Here is a 15,775-nt window from a genome sequence, read left to right on the forward strand (position 1 = left end):
GTGGAGAGCGTGGAGCACAAGCCCAAGGTCATCGTCTTCGCGAACCAGAAGGGCGGCGTCGCGAAGACGACGACGACCCTGAACCTCGCCGTCGCGTTCGCGGAGCGCGGCCACCGCGTCCTGTGCGTGGACATGGACCCGCAGGGCAACCTGACGATGTCGCAGGGCATCGACCCCGACGGGCTCGAGCAGTCGATGTTCGACGTCCTCGTCCACCAGCTGCCGATCCGCGAGATCATCCGCAAGCGCGAGATCGACGTCGCGTGCGCCTCGATCGACCTCGCCGGGGCGGAGATCGCGATGTCGACGATGATCGGTCGCGAGCGCGCCCTGGAGAAGGCGTTCCGCGCGATCAAGGACGACTACGACTTCATCTGCATCGACACGCCGCCGAGCCTCGGGCTGCTCACGATCAACGCCCTGACGGCCGCGGACAAGGTGATCGTCCCCGTCCAGTGCGAGTATCTCTCCATGCGCGGGCTGATCCAGCTCCAGAACACCCTCGCGATGATCCGCGAGAACCTCAATCCGCACGTCGAGATCGAGGGGATCCTCCCCACGCTGATGGACACCCGCACGGTGCACGCCAAGGAGGCGATCGAGATCCTCGAGGAGAACTTCGGGGATCGCGTCTTCGCCTCGCGGATCAAGAAGACGGTCCGCTTCGCCGAGGCGCCCGTGAAGGGGATGTCGGTGCTCAAGTACGAACCGGACGGCATGGCCGCCCAGTCCTATCGCGATCTCGCGAAGGAGGTCCTCACCCATGGAGAGCGGTAAGCGCGCGTCGATGCGGGAGGGCCCCCTCGCGGCCCTGTTCCGCAAGACCGAAGAGGTCCAGGAGAACATCGCGCGCGCCGAGGGCGCCGCGACCGAGCCGCAGGCGCCGCAGGCGTCCGCGCCCGTCCCGCCGCCGCAGGCCGCGGTGCCGGCGCCCGCGCCGGCCGCGCCCGCGCCGATCCCCGGACAGCAGGAGCTCGCTCCCGCCCCGGCGACGCCGGCGGCCCGCGCCCAGGCCGGTGCGCGGGGGGACTACCCGCACCCCTCGCTCGGCGCCGTCCCGGCCGAGCCGCAGGCGCTGCCCGTCCCCGAGCCCGCGCCGCTGCCCGTCGCCGAGCCGTTCGCGGCCGCCGACCCGTACGCGCGGCAGCCCGCCACGCAGGCGCCGCACACCGTGGCCCCGGACGTGACGCCGCCGCCCGCCCCGATCCAGCACGACCCGTACGCCCGCGACCGCGGCTCGGCGTGGGGCTCGGCGCAGCCGGTCGGCCAGCCGGTCATCCGCGTGGTCGGCGTCGGTGGCGCCGGCGTCAACGCGGTCAACCGCATGGTCGAGGCGGAGGTCGAGGGCGTCGAGTTCATCGCCGTCAACACCGACGTGCAGTCGCTGCAGCAGTCGACCGCCGACATCACCCTGCACATCGGCCCGCAGATCACGCGTGGCCTCGGTGCGGGCTCCAACCCGGAGCTCGGTCGGGCCTCCGCGATGGAGGAGTACGACAAGGTCAAGGCGCTGCTCAAGGGCTCCGACATGGTCTTCATCGCGGCCGGTGCCGGTGGCGGCACGGGCACGGGCGCCGCGCCGGTCGTGGCGCGCATCGCGCGGGAGATCGGGGCCCTCACGGTCGGGATCGTCACGAAGCCGTTCGGCTTCGAGGGCAACCGCCGGATGAAGGCCGCCGACATGGGCGTCGAGGCGCTCGGCGACGAGGTCGACACGCTGATCGTGGTGCCGAACAACCGGCTCCTCGACGTCCTCGACAAGAAGATCTCGATGGTCGACGCGTTCCGGGTCGCCGACGACGTGCTGCGTCAGGGCGTCCAGGGCATCTCCGATCTCGTCACCCTGCCCGGGCTCATCAACCTCGACTTCGCGGACGTCCGCACGATCATGTCGGAGGCCGGCAACGCGCTGCTGGGCATCGGCATGGGCGACGGGGAGGACCGCGCGCTCGAGGCCGCCCAGCAGGCGGTCAGCTCGCCGCTGCTGGAGACGAGCATGGAGGGCGCCCGCAAGATCCTGCTGTCGATCACCGCCGGCCGGGACCTCTCGCTGTGGGAGGTCAACGAGGCCGCCAAGGCGGTGGCCGAGGCCGCGCACCCGGAGGCGAACATCATCTTCGGCGCGATGGTCGACGAGAAGCTCGAGGACCAGGTCTGGGTCACGGTCGTGGCGACCGGCTTCGGCGACACGCCGGGGCGGCCCGCCGCCCGCCGTCCGATCGAGGAGCCGCGGGGCGAGCCGCGCGTCGAGCGCCGCACGGCGAGCGGTCGCACCGGCGAGTTCCGCGCGGTCGACACGCGCCGTCCCGGGCGCAGCTCGGGAGGCCTCGGCGTCGGCGAGCTCGACGTCCCGGAGTTCATCCCCCGCGGGTGATCTGACCGGACGGTCAGTCGCGACGCACGCCGCGACGGATCCGGCTATATTCACAGTCCGTCTCCTGAGGGGGAGAGCGTGCCGTCGGCCCCGGAACCCGCGTTCCGGGGCCGATGTCGTTCCGGGACGGTTTCCTGGGAGGATGCCGCGATGCCCAGCCGCGGAGTCGTCGCCGCCGGACACCCGCTCAGCGCGGAGGCCGGTGCGCGCGTGCTGCGCGAGGGCGGCAACGCGGTGGACGCCGCGGTCGCCTCGATGCTCACCTCGTTCACGGCCGAGCCGCTGCTCACCGGGCCGGGGGCGGGCGGCTACCTGCTGGTGGCCGGACCGGGGGTCGAGCCGGTGCTGCTGGACTTCTTCGTCGCCGCGCCCGGGCAGGGCGGTGGTGACGCGCCGCGCGCCGCGCTGCTGCCGGTCCACGTCTCGTTCGGCGACGCGGAGCAGGTCTTCAACGTCGGGCCCGCGTCGATCGGCGCGTGGGGCATGCCCGCCGGGCTGGCGACCGCGATCGACCGCTGGGGCACCGTGCCGCTGGCGGACCTGTGCGCCCCGGCGGCCGCACACGCCCGCGCCGGCGTGCCGCTGAACGCGCCGCAGGGCTACGTGTCGGAGATCCTCGAGGCGATCCTCGTCTCGACGCCCGAGGCCGCGGCGCTGTTCGCCCCCGGGGGCCGGGCGCTGCGCGAGGGCGACGTGTTCGCGTTCCCGGAGCTCGGCGACGCGATCGAGCGGCTGGGGGCCGAGGGCGCGGAGCCGTTCTACACCGGGGAGATCGCCCGGCGCGTGCTCGCGTGGCTGGCCGACCGCGGGGCAGTGCTCACCGCGCAGGACCTCGCCGACTACGGTGCGATCGCCCGCGAGCCGGTGCGGGTCGCCTACCGGGGCCGGGAGATCGCGACGAACCCGCCGCCGTCGGCGGGCGGGGCGCTGATCGCGCTGGCCCTCGCGACGCTCGAGCGCGACGACCGCGCCGGGGCACCCGGGCCGGCCCGGCTCGTCGAGGTGATGGAGGCCGTGCAGGCGCGGCGCACGCCCGCCTTCGTGGAGGGCCTGGACCGTCCCGGCTTCGCGGAGGAGCTGCTCGCCACGCAGCTCGGCTCCACCACGCACGTCTCGGTCCTCGACGGCGACGGACTGGCGTGCGCGATCACCGCCACCAACGGGGAGGGCTCGGGGATCGTCGTCCCGGGCACCGGCATGCACCCGAACAACATGATGGGCGAGGAGGACCTCAACCCGCTGGGCTTCCACGCCTTCCCACCCGGGCGGCGGATGCCGTCGATGATGGCGCCGACCGTGGTCCGCGGCGACCGCGGCGTCGAGCTGGTCCTCGGCAGCGCCGGGTCCAACCGCATCCGCTCGGCGATCCTCCAGACGGTGATCGGGGTCGTCGACCGCGGCCTCGACGCGCAGGAGGCGGTGGTCGCGCCGCGGCTGCACTTCGAGGACGACACCGTCTACGCGGAGCCGGGGATCGACCTCGACGCGCTGCGCGCCGCGGGCCGCACCGTCGCCCCGTTCCGGGCGCGCAACCTCTTCTTCGGGGGCGTGCAGGCGGTCCAGCACGACCCGGACAGCGGTCGCACGACCGCGGGCGGCGACCCGCGCCGCGGCGGCGCGGCGGTGCACGCATGACCCGTCGGGGGCTCGTCGCCGCGCTGGCGCTGGGCGCCGTGCTCGCCGGGTGCGCGGGCGGCACGCCGTCCCCCGACCTCTTCGTCGTCGAGCGCAGCGGCACCAACCCCGGGGCGCAGCTGCGCCTGCGCGTGACCGACGGCGGCTTCGTCAGCTGCAACGGCGGCCCGGAGCGGGCGATCAGCTCCGACCAGCTGATCGACGCGCGCGACATCGTCCGCGACCTCAACGACGACGACCGCGAGGACACCCCGGGCCTGCTGCGCACCCGCCCGTCGCTGCCGCCGCGTCCCGGGTCGCAGCTGCGCTACGTCGTGCGCGCCGAGGACGGCAGCGCCCGCTTCGCCGACAACGCCGCCGACGCCCCGGAGGCGTACCTGAAGCTCGCGGCGCTCGTGCGCGCCCTCGCCAAGGGCCCCTGCGGCCTGCCGCGCTAGGGCCATCAGCGCGGCTTCTCCCCGTCCCCAGAAGACCGACTGGCGCCGCCGGTCGCGCGGTGGGATCGTGCACCGGTGTCCCGCCGCCACCTGTTCGTGCTCGCCGTCCTGGCCGCGACCTGGGGTGCCTCCTACCTGTTCATCAAGGTCGGGCTGCGGGACTTCTCCAGCTCGTTCCTCGTCTTCGCCCGCACCGCGCTCGCCGCCGCCGTGCTCGCGCCGATCGCGTACCGGCGCGGGGCGCTGCGCGAGCTGCAGGGCGCGTGGGGCGCGATCGTCGTGCTCGCCGTCGTCCAGGTCGCGGTGCCGTTCCTGCTCATCACCGAGGGCGAGCACCACATCCCCAGCGCGCTCGCCGGGATCCTCGTGGCGTCCGCCCCGATCTACACGGCGCTGCTGGCGCTGCGCTTCGCCGAGAGCGAGCGCGTCACCGGCTGGGCGCTGGTCGGGATCCTCGTCGGGATCGTCGGGGTCGTGCTGCTGTTCGGCGTCGACCTGTCGGGGGACACGGAGACGCTGCTCGGCGGCCTGATGGTGCTCGTGGCCAGCCTCGGCTACTCGGTCGGCGCGCTCTACCTCAAGGCGCGGCTCGGGACGCTCCAGCCCGCCGGCATCGCGACCGCGACGATGGGCGTCAGCGCCCTGCTGCTGGCGCCGTTCGCGCTCGTGTCGTTCCCGAGCACCGCGGGCGCCGACAGCGTCGCGGCGGTGCTCGCGCTCGGCGTCCTCGGGACCGGCGTGGCGTTCCTGCTCTTCTACTCGCTGATCAGCGAGCTGGGCGCGTCGAAGGCCTCGCTCGTGGCCTACCTGGCGCCGGTCTTCGCGGTCCTCTACGGCGTGACGCTGCTGGGCGAGGCGATCTCCGTCGCGACGGTCGCCGGGCTGGCCCTGATCCTCGGCGGCAGCTACCTCGGGGCGGGCGGTCGGCCGCCCCGGTGGCTCAGCCGAACCGGACCTTCCCGTTCGACTTCGCCCGGACCTGCGCGCGCTCGATGAAGTCCAGGCGCTTGGTCGCCGCGCGGAACAGGCGCGTGACGAGCCGCAGCCGGGCGTTCTCGGAGCGCAGCTCCAGCAGCGCCTGCTTGGCCTCGAGGCCGAAGTCGACGGTCGCCGCCATCTCGTAGGCGTCCATCGCGTCGAGCTCGTCGCGCTCGAGCTCCTTCTCGGTCGCCTCGCGGACGAGCTCGGCGTACGCCTCGTGCGCGGCGGCGGCCGCGTCGGCGTCCGCGTCCTCGGGCTCCTCCTCCTCGAACCGCACGTCCCCGGTCGGGTAGGGCACGTCGGCGGTGCGCTCCAGCAGCTCGAACACGCGCGTGCCGCGGGTGAGGATGTTCACGCGGCCGTCGTCGAACCGCTCGAGCACCTGCTCGATCCGCATCGCGCAGCCCGCGGTCCGCAGCCCGTCGTCGCCGGACCAGACGATCCCGAACTCGCCCTCGCCCTCCAGGCACTGGGCGATCATCGTCCGGTAGCGCTCCTCGAAGATGTGGAGCGGGACGAGCTCGTTCGGCAGGGCGACCATGCCGAGCGGGAAGAGCGGGAATTGGTGCTGGACGTCTCCGGGCATGACCTCCGCACCGAGTCTAGTCGTAGGACCCATGATGTCTTCGCGCCCATCCACCGCCATCGTCTGGTTCCGCCGTGAGCTGCGGGTCCACGACCTGCCCGCGCTGCACGACGCGCGCGCCGACCACGACCGCGTCGTGCCGGTGTTCGTGCTCGACCCGCGCCTGATCGGCGGGCGCTTCGCGTCCGGTCCGCGGACGCGGTTCATGCTCGACTGCCTCGCCGAGCTCGACGACGCGCTCGGGCAGCGCAACTCCGGGCTCGTCGTCCGCGAGGGCGACCCGGCGACGGAGCTCGTCGACGTCGCCCGCGAGGCGGGGGCCGACGCGGTGCTGTGGACGAGCGACGCGGCGCCGTACGCCCGGGCGCGCGACCGTCGGGTCACCGAGGCGCTGCGCGAGGCGGGCATCGAGCCGGTCCCGTGCCCGGGCAGCTACTGCGCCGACGTGTCGAAGCCCCGCACCGGGGGTGGCAAGCCGTACGCGGTCTTCACGCCGTTCTCGAAGGTGTGGGAGACGCTCCCGCGTCGCGAGGTCCACGGCACCCCGCGCGATCTCGGCGGGCTGCCGTCGGGCCTGCGCAAGGGCCGGCTGCCATCGCTCCAGGCGCTGGGCCTGACCGACGAGGTCCCCGAGCCCGTCGTCGCCCCCGGCGAGCGCGCCGCGCGGGCGGCGATGCACGACTGGCTGCGCGGGCCCGTCGACGACTACGCCGACCTGCACGACCGGCTCAGCGGTGGCACGAGCGTCATGTCGCCGTACCTGCGCTGGGGCTGCGTCTCGCCGCGCGAGATGGAGGTCCTCGCCCGCGAGCGCGACACCGACGGGGCGCGCGCGTACGTGCGCCAGCTCGCCTGGCGGGACTTCTACGCCCACGTGCTGCTGCACCACCCGGACAACCTGCGCCACGAGTACCAGGAGCGGTTCCGCAAGCTCAGCTGGGACGACGACGAGGAGCTGCTCGACGCCTGGCGCGAGGGCCGCACCGGCTTCCCGATCGTCGACGCCGGCATGCGCCAGCTGGCGCGCACCGGCTGGATGCACAACCGCGCCCGCATGGTCGTCGGCTCGTTCCTGACGAAGGACCTGCACCTCGACTGGCGCGCCGGGGAAGCGCACTTCGAGCGGCTCCTGCTCGACGCCGAGCCGTCGCAGAACAACGGCAACTGGCAGTGGATCGCCTCCACCGGCGTCGACCCCGCCCCGTACTTCCGCCGCATCTTCAACCCGGTGCTGCAGTCCAAGAAGTTCGATCCTGACGGCGACTACCTGCGCCGCTGGGTGCCCGAGCTCGCCGACGTCCCGGACGCCCGGATCCACGAGCCGTGGACGATGAGCGACGCCGAGCAGGAGCGCGCGGGCTGCGTCATCGGCCGCGACTACCCGTCCCCGGTCGTCGACCACAAGCACGAGCGGCAGGTCGCGATGGACCGCTACCGCGCGGTGGGCGAGGGCTGAGCGGCGTAGTCTTCCGCGCCGTGCGCGCGGAGTACGAGCAGCAGTTCCACCGGGCCGGCCTCCCGCTGCTGATCGAGGACCGGGAGGCCGACACCGACATCTGGAACCGCGCGTTCCCCCTGCTGGCGCTCGTGTTCCTCGCGCAGGTGTTCAACGGCCTGAACTTCGACTGGGGCGTCGCCGCGAACATCGCGTCGGTCTTCGGATCGCTCGCCGTGATCCTCGTCGGGGTCGCGCTCGTCAACCGCTTCCGCGGCCGCGAGATGCTCGCGATCCCCGAGTCGCTCGGCCGCGCCGAGCTCGCCGCGTTCGTCGTCCTGCCGTCGCTGCTGCCGCTGATCTTCGGCGGCCAGGTGGTCAGCGCGGTGGTCACGCTCGTCGGCAACACCGTCCTGCTGGCCCTGGTCTACGGGGTGCTCGGCCTCGGCTTCGTGTCGATCGTCGTGTGGGCGGCGCGGCGCCTCGTCGGCCAGCTCGGCCGGTCGGTGATGCTCCTGGCCCGCGCGGTCCCGCTGCTGCTGCTGTTCAGCGTCGTCCTGTTCATCAACACCGAGATGTGGCAGGTGTTCTCGGCCATGAGCGACCCGTCGCTGGGCGCGATGGTCGGGCTGCTCGTCCTCATCGGCACCGGCTTCCTCGTCGCGCGGATCCCCCGCGAGGTCGCGGCGATCGAGCGCGAGGCAGGCGGGGAGGGGCCGCCGCTGCGCCGCTCCCAGCTGTTCAACGTCGGGCTCGTCCTGTTCGTCAGCCAGGCGCTGCAGGTGCTCGTCGTGTCGCTGGCGATCGCCGGGTTCTTCGTCGTCTTCGGGCTGCTGGCGATCTCCCCGGAGGTGCTCGAGAGCTGGACCGGCAGCCGCGGCAGCCCGGTCCCCGTGCTCGGCGACACCGAGATCCTCGGGATCGAGATCCACCTGACCGAGGAGCTGCTGCGGGTCGCCACCGCGATCGCCTCGTTCAGCGGCCTCTACTACTCGATCGCGGTGCTGACCGACTCGACCTACCGCGAGGAGTTCCTCGAGGAGGTCACCGAGGAGATGCGCGAGACGTTCACCGCGCGCAGCGCCTACCTCGCCGAGCGGGACGCCGAGCTCGCCGCCGCCGGCGGGGCCGCCACGCCCGACTGACCGGGCGCCCGGAAGCCCGCGCGCCGTCGCGGCCCGTACCCCGGCCATGGGTCACACCGCGGTCATCCTCGGCGATCAGCTGCTGCGCGACCACCCCGCGCTCGACGGGGCGTCGCGCGCGGTGCTCGTCGAGTCCACCGCCCTCATGGGGCGGCGTCCCGTGCACCGCCGCCGCCTGCACGCGGTGCTCGTCGCGCTGCGCGCCTACGCGCAGGAGCTGCGCGAGCGCCACCCGGACCTCGAGGTCGTCGAGCACCGCGGCGCGGCGAGCTTCGCCGACGCGCTGGCGGCCCACGAGGGGGAGCGGCTCGTCGCCGCGCACCCCAACCGGCGCAGCGCCGTCCGGCACCTGCGCGACGACCTCGGGGTCGAGCTCGTCGACTCGACCCAGTTCCTCGTCGGACCGGAGCGGTTCGCCGCCTACGCCCGCGGCCGGCGCACGCTGACGATGGAGCACTTCTACCGCGAGATGCGCCGCGAGCACCGGGTCCTGCTCGACGACGCCGGCGAGCCGCTGGGCGGACGCTGGAACTTCGACGCGGAGAACCGGCGCCCGCCGAAGGAGGGCCTGTCGGCGCCCGCCCCGTACCGTCCGCGCGAGGGCGAGCTCGACGCCGCGGTCCGCGACGACCTCGACCGGCTCGTCGCCGCCGGGGCGATCACGACGATCGGGCAGGACGGTCCGCGGCACGTCGCCGTCACCCACGACGAGGCCCGCCGGGCGCTGCGGTCGTTCGTCGACGAGCGGCTCCGCGACTTCGGTCCGTGGCAGGACGCGATGGTCCCGGGCGAGCGGATGCTCTTCCACGCGAACCTGTCGGCGCCCCTGAACCTCGGGGTGCTCGACCCGCTGACCGTCGTGCGGGCGGCCGAGCGCGCGCACCGCGAGGACGGCGTGCCGCTGCAGAGCGTCGAGGGGTTCGTCCGCCAGATCATCGGCTGGCGCGAGTACGTGTGGGGCATGTACTGGCTGCGCGCCGACGAGTGGCCGCAGCGCAACGCCCTGGAGGCCGACCGGCCGCTCCCGGTCGCGATCGCGGCGCCCGGCGAGCACGAGACGGGCTGGAACTGCCTGGACACGACGCTCACCGCGGTGGGGGAGGACGCCTACGCGCACCACATCGAGCGGCTGATGGTGCTCGGCAACATCATGCTCCTGCACGGCACCCGGCCGGTCGAGGCGCTGCGCTGGTTCGAGACCGCGTTCATCGACGGGGCGGAGTGGGTGATGGCCCCCAACGCGATGGGCATGGCGCTCTACGCGGACGGCGGCGAGATGATGACCAAGCCGTACGCGGCGGGCGGCAACTACGTCTCGAAGATGAGCCGCCACTGCCCGTCGTGCCGCTACGACCCCAAGCAGCGGACCGGGCCGGACGCCTGCCCGCTGTCGGCGCTCTACTGGGACTTCCTGGACCGCCACCGCGACCGCTTCACCGGGAACCACCGCATGGCGATGCCGCTGAAGACGCTCGGGCGCTTCGACCCGGCGGAGCTCGCCGCGATCCGCGCCCGGGCCGACGACGCGCGCGAGGAGCTCGACACCGGCGGCGGCTAGGCTGCGCGGCCATGAGCACGGCCGCCCGCCCGCGCGGACGTCAGCGCCTGACCGGCCGCGACCCGGGCGAGACGCACCGCACCGCGACGCCGCTGGAGCTCCTCTACGACCTGACGTTCGTCGTCGCGTTCGGCGTGGCCGCCGACGAGTTCGCCCACTACGTGGCCGACGACCACGTGCGGACCGCCCTGCTGAGCTTCGTGTTCGCGGTCTTCGCGGTCAGCTGGGCGTGGATCAACTACTCCTGGTTCGCCTCCGCGTACGACACCGACGACTGGATCTGCCGGCTGGCGGTGATGGTCCAGATGGCCGGGGTCGTCGTCGTCGCACTCGGGATCGAGTCCGTGTTCGACTCGATCGACGAGGGCGACACGCTCGACAACACCGTGCTCGTCCTCGGGTACGTCGTCATGCGCGTGGCGCTGCTCTTCCTGTGGCTGCAGGCCGCCCGGCACGACCCCGCGCGCCGGCCGACGATCATGGTCTACGTGCGGACGCTGGCGCTCGCCCAGGTCGGCTGGGTCGCGCTGATCGTGCTCGAGCTGCCGCTGGCCACCGCGTTCGCCGCGAGCGCCGTCCTGATCGCCGTCGAGGTCAGCGGCCCGACGCTCGCCGAGCGCCGGGGTGGCACCCCGTGGCACGCCCACCACATCGCCGAGCGCTACGGCCTGCTGGTCATCATCACGCTCGGGGAGGGGATCATCGGCACGGTCGCGGCGATGAACGCCGTCGTCCACGGCGAGGACGGCTGGACCACGACCGCCGCCGTCGTCGTGTTCGCCGGGATCGGGATGACGTTCGCCGCCTGGTGGGCGTACTTCTCGGTCCCGTGGGCGCAGGCGCTCGAGCGCCACCGCGACCGATCCTTCGGCTGGGGCTACGGGCACATCGCGGTGTTCGGCGGGCTGGCCGCGATGGGCGGCGGGCTGCACGTCGTCGCCTACCTGCTGGAGGGCAAGGCGAAGATCGGCGAGGTCGGCGTCGTGCTCAGCGTGGCGCTGCCGCTGGCCCTGTTCCTGCTGGCGCTCTACGCGATGGTCACGGCGATCTTCCGCTCGCACGACCCGCTGCACCTGCTGCTCGTCGCGCTGACCGTCGTCGTCCTGCTGGCCGGGGTCGGGCTGGCGGCGGCCGGCGTGAGCGTCGCGGTCTGCCTCGTGGTCCTGATGCTCGCCCCGATCGTCACGGTCGTGGGCTACGAGGTGGCGGGGCACCGCCACCTCGCCACGCAGCTCGCGGACTAGTCGGGCTTGCGGGCGCTGACGATCAGGTTGTAGAAGATCTGCGGCGGCAGCCGCGACTCGAGCAGCGCGCGGTCGACGGCCTGGAACGCGAGGTAGCCGCGGTAGGCGTACTGGCGCCACAGCCACGGCACGTCCTCCTGCTCGGCGGAGGACTCCAGCGCCCGGTTGGCCCAGCCGAACCAGTTGGCCAGCAGCTCCTCGCCGCGGACCTTCACCGCGCTGAAGCCGGCCTGGGTCGCGTGGCCGCGCAGGTCGTCGGGGACGAACGCGTGGACGTCGACGACGCTCTCGAGCTGGTGGTTCTCGGCGCCGCCGTCGGTGTGGCCCTCCGGCGCCTTGCGGGCGCGCAGCACCGCGCGCCACAGCGGCGCGACGCGGGTCGCGCCGCGCTTGGGGTAGGCGGCGATCCGGTCGCCGATCTCCGAGGGCTCCCCGGCGAAGTAGAGGGTGCCACCCGGCTTCAGGACGCGGAAGAACTCGCGGAACGCCTGGTCGAGGTCGGGCAGGTGGTGCAGCACCGCGTGGCCGAGCACGAGGTCGAACGACGCGTCCTCGAACGGCAGCTTCTCGGCGTCGGTGACGACCGTCTCCACGTCGAGCCCGAGGCGCGCGGCGTTGCCCGCGCACGTGTCCATCATCCCCTGCGAGATGTCGCTGCAGACCGCGGCGCGCACGACGCCCGCCTGCATGAGGTTCAGCGTGAAGTAGCCGGTGCCGGCGCCGATCTCCAGCGCCCGGTCGTACACGGGCAGCGGGGCGCCGAGCGCCTTCTCGAGCTTGCCGAGCACCTGGCGCTGGCCGATCGCGCCGAAGTCGATGCCCCACTTGGCGTCGTACTGCGCGGCGGCGCCGTCGTGGTAGCGGGTGTTGACGTCCCGGATCTCCTCGGGCGTCGCGGTGGCGGGGGACGGCATGAGGCCGCTGAGGGTAGCGGGGCTCTACCCTTCGCCGCCATGTCGTCGCCGACCGTCTACCTCCAGCAGGACCAGCCCGAGGGCGTCCCGCCGCTGGCCCTCACCGGGGAGCGCACGCTGCCCGACGTGCCGGAGGAGAACTACTGGTTCCGTCGGCACCTGATCGTCTACGAGCACATCCGCGCCCGCGTCGGCGGCCGCCGGGTCGTCGACATGGCCTGCGGCGAGGGCTACGGCACCGCGACGCTCGGCCGCACCGCGGCGTCGGCCGTCGGCGTCGACGCCAACCCGGAGGCGCACGAGCACGCGCGCCTGAAGTACACGACCCCGGACGGCCGCGTGCGCTTCGCGCGCGACCTCGTCGAGACGTTCTCCGAGCCCTGCGACGACGTCGTCTTCCTGCAGACGATCGAGCACGTCCAGGACCCGGGCGCGATCCTCGAGCACTTCAAGACGCTGCTGGCCGACAGCCCCGCCGGGGTGGCCTGGATCTCGACGCCGAACCTCCTGACGCTCGCGCCCGAGGGGGCGGAGAAGTCGGAGAACCCGTGGCACGTCAAGGAGTACCGCGCGCACGAGTTCCGGGCGCTGTGCGAGGCGCACTTCCCGCACGTCGAGCTGCTCGGGCTGTTCCACGCGCGCAAGCTCGCGGTGCACGCGTTCGCGATCGAGCACCTCTTCTGGGACGAGCTGCACAAGGCGCTGCGGTTCACCAAGCCGTTCTACGACCGCTTCACCCCGGCGATCAGCGAGCGCGACTTCGTGCTCCGCCCGGCGGGGACGTGCGACCTCGACGCGGCGCTCGACTTCGTCGCGGTCTGCCGCACCGCCGCCCCATGAGCGGTCGCCTGGCGATCGTCCTGCACTCCCACATGCCCTACGTGGAGGGCTTCGGGACGTGGCCGTTCGGCGAGGAGTGGCTGTGGGAGGCGATGGCCACCTCCTACCTGCCGCTGCTCGACGTCCTCGACGGGGTGCCGGGCGGGCGCGACGTGACGCTGTCCTTGACCCCGGTCCTGTGCGACCAGCTCGCGGCGCCGGGGGCGGGGGAGCGGTTCCTGGCGTTCCTGCGGGACGTGCGCCGCGCCTCCCACCGGCTCGACGTCGACGGCTGCCGGGCCAGCGGCCGCGACGACCTCGCCGACGAGCTCGCCCGGGCCGCCGGGGACTACGAGTGGGCCGCGGACCGCTTCCGGGCGCTCCCCGGGCAGGACCTGCTCGCGGCGCTCGCGCCGCACGCGGCCTGGTGCAGCAGCGCGACCCACGCGGTGCTGCCGCTGGTGGCCACCGACGGGGGCGTGCGGCTGCAGCTGCGCGCCGGGATCGACGCGCACCGCCGCCGCTTCGACGCCGCCGTCCGCGGCGGCCACGGCTGGCGCGGCGGGCTGTGGCTGCCGGAGTGCGCGCACGCCTCCTGGCTCGATCCGCTGCTCGAGGAGGCCGGGGTCCACGCGACCTGCGTCGATCTCACCGACGTGTTCGGGTACGGCGACCCGCGCCACCTGCGGCCGCTGCGCACCGACGCCGGCCCGCTGCTCGTGCCGATCGACCGGCAGACGATGGAGCTCGTCTGGAGCGCGGACGGCTACCCCGCCCACGGCCACTACCGCGACTACCACCACCGCACCACGCACGACCACCATCCCTGGGCGGTGGACGGCAGCGTCTACGACCCGGAGCGCGCGCGGGCGCGGGTGCGCGTCGACGCCGCCGACTTCGTCGCCCGCACCCGCGAGCGGGTCGCCGGCGGCGGCCTGGCGGTCTGCGCGCTGGACACCGAGCTGCTCGGCCACTGGTGGTACGAGGGCGTCTGGTGGCTGCGCGCGGTGCTCGAGGAGTGCGTCGCGCAGGGCCTGGGGCTCGTCCACCTCGACGACGCGCTGGCCCAGGGAGATCCCGGGCCTGCGGCCCCGCTGCCGCCGGACGACCGGCGGGTCACGAGCTGGGGGACCCCGCGGGACCTGTCCACCTGGGACGCCCCGGGGGTCGCGGAGCTCGCCTGGCAGATGCGCGAGGCGGAGCTGCGGGTCGTTGCGGCAGGGGCCGACGCGGACCCCCGCGCGGTCCGGGAGCTGCTGGCGCTGCAGTCCAGCGACTGGGCCTTCATGGTGACCCGCGAGCTCGCCGGGACCTACCCGCTGGAGCGTGCCGCGGGCCATCGCGAGGCGCTCGACACCGCGCTCGGGTCGGTAGGCTCGTCCGAGCCGACCGTGCGGCACCTGGCGCCGCACGCCACCGCAGCACCCCTGCTCGAGCCCTGATGTCCGCGCTGCGCACCCTCATCCTGTCCTGGGAGTTCCCGCCGGTCGTCGAGGGCGGCCTCGCCCGCCACGTGCGCAAGCTGACCGAGCAGCTCGTGCCCGCCGACGTCGAGGTGCACGTGCTCACGCGCGGGGACGAGACGATGCCGGCCGAGGAGCTCGTCGCGGGCGTGCACGTGCACCGCGTGCGCGAGCCGATTCGCCCGCGCGACCTCGGCGAGTTCGTCACGTGGATCGAGCACATGAACGCGGACATGCTCGCCGCGGGCGTCGAGCTCGGCGACCGCTACACGTTCGACGTCGTCCACGGCCACGACTGGCTCGTCGCGAACGCGTGCGACCACCTCGCCAAGCGGTTCGGCTGCCCGATGGTCATGACCGTCCACGCGACGGAGCACGGCCGCCACCAGGGCTGGGTCGACCAGCACCCCCAGAGCTACATCCACGGCGTCGAGCAGTGGATGACGCACCGCGCGCAGCACGTGATCACCTGCTCCCACTACATGCGCGAGCACGTCCTGGACGTCTACGGGCTCGACGAGGGCCACGTCAGCGTCATCGCCAACGGGATCGACCCCCACGACCTGCAGCCGATCGAGGACCTCGACACGCTGCGTGCCCGTTTCGCCGCGCCGGACGAGAAGCTCGTCCTGCTCGTCGGCCGCCTCGACTACTACAAGGGCTTCCAGCTGGCGCTCGAGGCGATCGCGGGGGTCATCGAGCGGCTCGGGGACGGCGTGCGCACGCGCTACCTCGTCGCGGGCTCCGGGCCGCACGAGGCGGAGCTGAAGGCGCAGGCGGCCGCGCTGGGGATCGACGGGGCCGGCACGTTCCTGGGCTGGATCGGGGACGACGTGCTGCACTCGCTCTACCGCATCGCCGACCTCTGCGTGGTGCCGTCGCTGTACGAGCCGTTCGGGCTCGTGGCGCTGGAGGCGATGGCCTCGGGCTGCGCCTGCATCGTGGCCGACACCGGCGGGCTGCGCGAGGTCGTCCCGGCCGACGAGCGCGTGGGCCTGCGGTTCAACGGCGGCGACGCCGAGCACCTCGGCGTGATGGTCGAGCGGCTGCTCACCGACGAGCCGCTGCGCGAGCGTCTCGTGGGGGAGGCGATGGAGCACGTCCGTCGCTTCGACTGGGCGGACATCGCCCGGCAGACCGCCGCGGTGTACCGCGCCGCGGTCGACGCCCACGCCCGCGCCTAG

14 protein-coding genes are annotated in these 15,775 nt (G+C 73.6%); 12 read left to right on the forward strand and 2 right to left on the reverse strand.

Annotated features, from left to right (window positions below):
* Nucleotides 1-9 precede the first annotated feature (9 nt).
* The 5 genes from GKE82_RS21555 to GKE82_RS21575 all read left to right on the forward strand — a co-directional run bounded on the left by GKE82_RS21555 (nt 10) and on the right by GKE82_RS21575 (nt 5,442).
* Nucleotides 10-777, forward strand: coding sequence for a ParA family protein (locus tag GKE82_RS21555; RefSeq protein WP_233243832.1), 768 nt, complete (start codon nt 10-12; stop codon nt 775-777).
* On the forward strand, nt 764-2,374 hold the full coding sequence (gene ftsZ / locus GKE82_RS21560; protein ID WP_154734720.1) for a cell division protein FtsZ: 1,611 nt from the start codon (nt 764-766) through the stop codon (nt 2,372-2,374). The genes GKE82_RS21555 and ftsZ overlap by 14 nt, the downstream gene beginning before the upstream one ends.
* 150 nt (nt 2,375-2,524) lie before the next feature.
* Nucleotides 2,525-4,009, forward strand: a complete 1,485-nt coding sequence (locus GKE82_RS21565) for a gamma-glutamyltransferase (protein WP_154734721.1) — start codon at nt 2,525-2,527, stop codon at nt 4,007-4,009.
* On the forward strand, nt 4,006-4,446 hold the full coding sequence (locus GKE82_RS21570; protein ID WP_154734722.1) for a hypothetical protein: 441 nt from the start codon (nt 4,006-4,008) through the stop codon (nt 4,444-4,446). The genes GKE82_RS21565 and GKE82_RS21570 overlap by 4 nt, the downstream gene beginning before the upstream one ends.
* A gap of 75 nt (nt 4,447-4,521) precedes the next feature.
* On the forward strand, nt 4,522-5,442 hold the full coding sequence (locus tag GKE82_RS21575) for a DMT family transporter (protein WP_154734723.1): 921 nt from the start codon (nt 4,522-4,524) through the stop codon (nt 5,440-5,442).
* Here the strand turns inward: GKE82_RS21575 and GKE82_RS21580 are convergent.
* Complete coding sequence (locus GKE82_RS21580) at nt 5,387-6,013, reverse strand: LON peptidase substrate-binding domain-containing protein (RefSeq protein ID WP_154734724.1); 627 nt, start codon at nt 6,011-6,013, stop codon at nt 5,387-5,389. The genes GKE82_RS21575 and GKE82_RS21580 overlap by 56 nt on opposite strands.
* Nucleotides 6,014-6,047: 34 nt before the next feature.
* Here GKE82_RS21580 and GKE82_RS21585 point away from each other — a divergent pair, with 34 nt between their 5' ends.
* From GKE82_RS21585 to GKE82_RS21600, 4 genes are read left to right on the forward strand one after another with little or no spacing between them, the layout of a single operon-like run.
* Nucleotides 6,048-7,469 (forward strand): deoxyribodipyrimidine photo-lyase, encoded by a 1,422-nt coding sequence (locus GKE82_RS21585; protein ID WP_154734725.1) that lies wholly within the window; start codon nt 6,048-6,050, stop codon nt 7,467-7,469.
* Nucleotides 7,470-7,489: 20 nt separating this feature from the next.
* Nucleotides 7,490-8,593, forward strand: coding sequence for a hypothetical protein (locus GKE82_RS21590; protein ID WP_233243834.1), 1,104 nt, complete (start codon nt 7,490-7,492; stop codon nt 8,591-8,593).
* 46 nt (nt 8,594-8,639) lie between these two features.
* Nucleotides 8,640-10,151, forward strand: coding sequence for a cryptochrome/photolyase family protein (locus GKE82_RS21595; RefSeq protein ID WP_154734726.1), 1,512 nt, complete (start codon nt 8,640-8,642; stop codon nt 10,149-10,151).
* 11 nt (nt 10,152-10,162) lie between these two features.
* Entirely contained in the window at nt 10,163-11,395 is a 1,233-nt protein-coding gene (locus tag GKE82_RS21600; protein ID WP_154734727.1) for a low temperature requirement protein A, read from the forward strand.
* Here the strand turns inward: GKE82_RS21600 and GKE82_RS21605 are convergent.
* A complete protein-coding gene (locus tag GKE82_RS21605) occupies nt 11,392-12,309 on the reverse strand; it encodes a class I SAM-dependent methyltransferase (RefSeq protein ID WP_154734728.1) in 918 nt (305 codons plus the stop codon). The two genes, GKE82_RS21600 and GKE82_RS21605, sit on opposite strands and share 4 nt — an antisense overlap.
* Before the next feature lie 39 nt (nt 12,310-12,348).
* Between GKE82_RS21605 and GKE82_RS21610 the strand changes: the two genes are divergently transcribed.
* Genes GKE82_RS21610 through GKE82_RS21620 form a run of 3 tightly spaced genes read left to right on the forward strand, consistent with a single transcriptional unit; the run spans nt 12,349 to nt 15,775 of the window.
* Nucleotides 12,349-13,149, forward strand: a complete 801-nt coding sequence (locus GKE82_RS21610) for a bifunctional 2-polyprenyl-6-hydroxyphenol methylase/3-demethylubiquinol 3-O-methyltransferase UbiG (protein WP_107569177.1) — start codon at nt 12,349-12,351, stop codon at nt 13,147-13,149.
* Nucleotides 13,146-14,570 (forward strand): 1,4-alpha-glucan branching protein domain-containing protein, encoded by a 1,425-nt coding sequence (locus GKE82_RS21615; RefSeq protein ID WP_154734729.1) that lies wholly within the window; start codon nt 13,146-13,148, stop codon nt 14,568-14,570. Before GKE82_RS21610 ends, GKE82_RS21615 begins: the two co-directional genes overlap by 4 nt.
* The gene (locus GKE82_RS21620) at nt 14,570-15,775 is read left to right on the forward strand and encodes a glycosyltransferase family 4 protein (RefSeq protein ID WP_154734730.1); all 1,206 of its coding nucleotides are present in this window, start codon (nt 14,570-14,572) and stop codon (nt 15,773-15,775) included. The genes GKE82_RS21615 and GKE82_RS21620 overlap by 1 nt, the downstream gene beginning before the upstream one ends.

It is taken from the genome of Conexibacter sp. W3-3-2 (genome assembly GCF_009707605.1).
Lineage (GTDB): Bacteria > Actinomycetota > Thermoleophilia > Solirubrobacterales > Solirubrobacteraceae > Paraconexibacter > Paraconexibacter algicola.

Excerpts from the sequence above, each read along its gene's own strand:
- GKE82_RS21600 (WP_154734727.1), top strand. The coding sequence starts at position 10,163 with ATGAGCACGGCCGCCCGCCCGCGCGGACGTCAGCGCCTGACCGGCCGC.
- GKE82_RS21620 (WP_154734730.1), top strand. The coding sequence starts at position 14,570 with ATGTCCGCGCTGCGCACCCTCATCCTGTCCTGGGAGTTCCCGCCGGTC.
- GKE82_RS21585 (WP_154734725.1), top strand. The coding sequence starts at position 6,048 with ATGTCTTCGCGCCCATCCACCGCCATCGTCTGGTTCCGCCGTGAGCTG.
- GKE82_RS21595 (WP_154734726.1), top strand. The coding sequence starts at position 8,640 with ATGGGTCACACCGCGGTCATCCTCGGCGATCAGCTGCTGCGCGACCAC.
- GKE82_RS21610 (WP_107569177.1), top strand. The coding sequence starts at position 12,349 with ATGTCGTCGCCGACCGTCTACCTCCAGCAGGACCAGCCCGAGGGCGTC.
- GKE82_RS21565 (WP_154734721.1), top strand. The coding sequence starts at position 2,525 with ATGCCCAGCCGCGGAGTCGTCGCCGCCGGACACCCGCTCAGCGCGGAG.
- GKE82_RS21570 (WP_154734722.1), top strand. The coding sequence starts at position 4,006 with ATGACCCGTCGGGGGCTCGTCGCCGCGCTGGCGCTGGGCGCCGTGCTC.
- ftsZ (WP_154734720.1), top strand. The coding sequence starts at position 764 with ATGGAGAGCGGTAAGCGCGCGTCGATGCGGGAGGGCCCCCTCGCGGCC.
- GKE82_RS21605 (WP_154734728.1), bottom strand. The coding sequence starts at position 12,309 with ATGCCGTCCCCCGCCACCGCGACGCCCGAGGAGATCCGGGACGTCAAC.
- GKE82_RS21615 (WP_154734729.1), top strand. The coding sequence starts at position 13,146 with ATGAGCGGTCGCCTGGCGATCGTCCTGCACTCCCACATGCCCTACGTG.
- GKE82_RS21580 (WP_154734724.1), bottom strand. The coding sequence starts at position 6,013 with ATGCCCGGAGACGTCCAGCACCAATTCCCGCTCTTCCCGCTCGGCATG.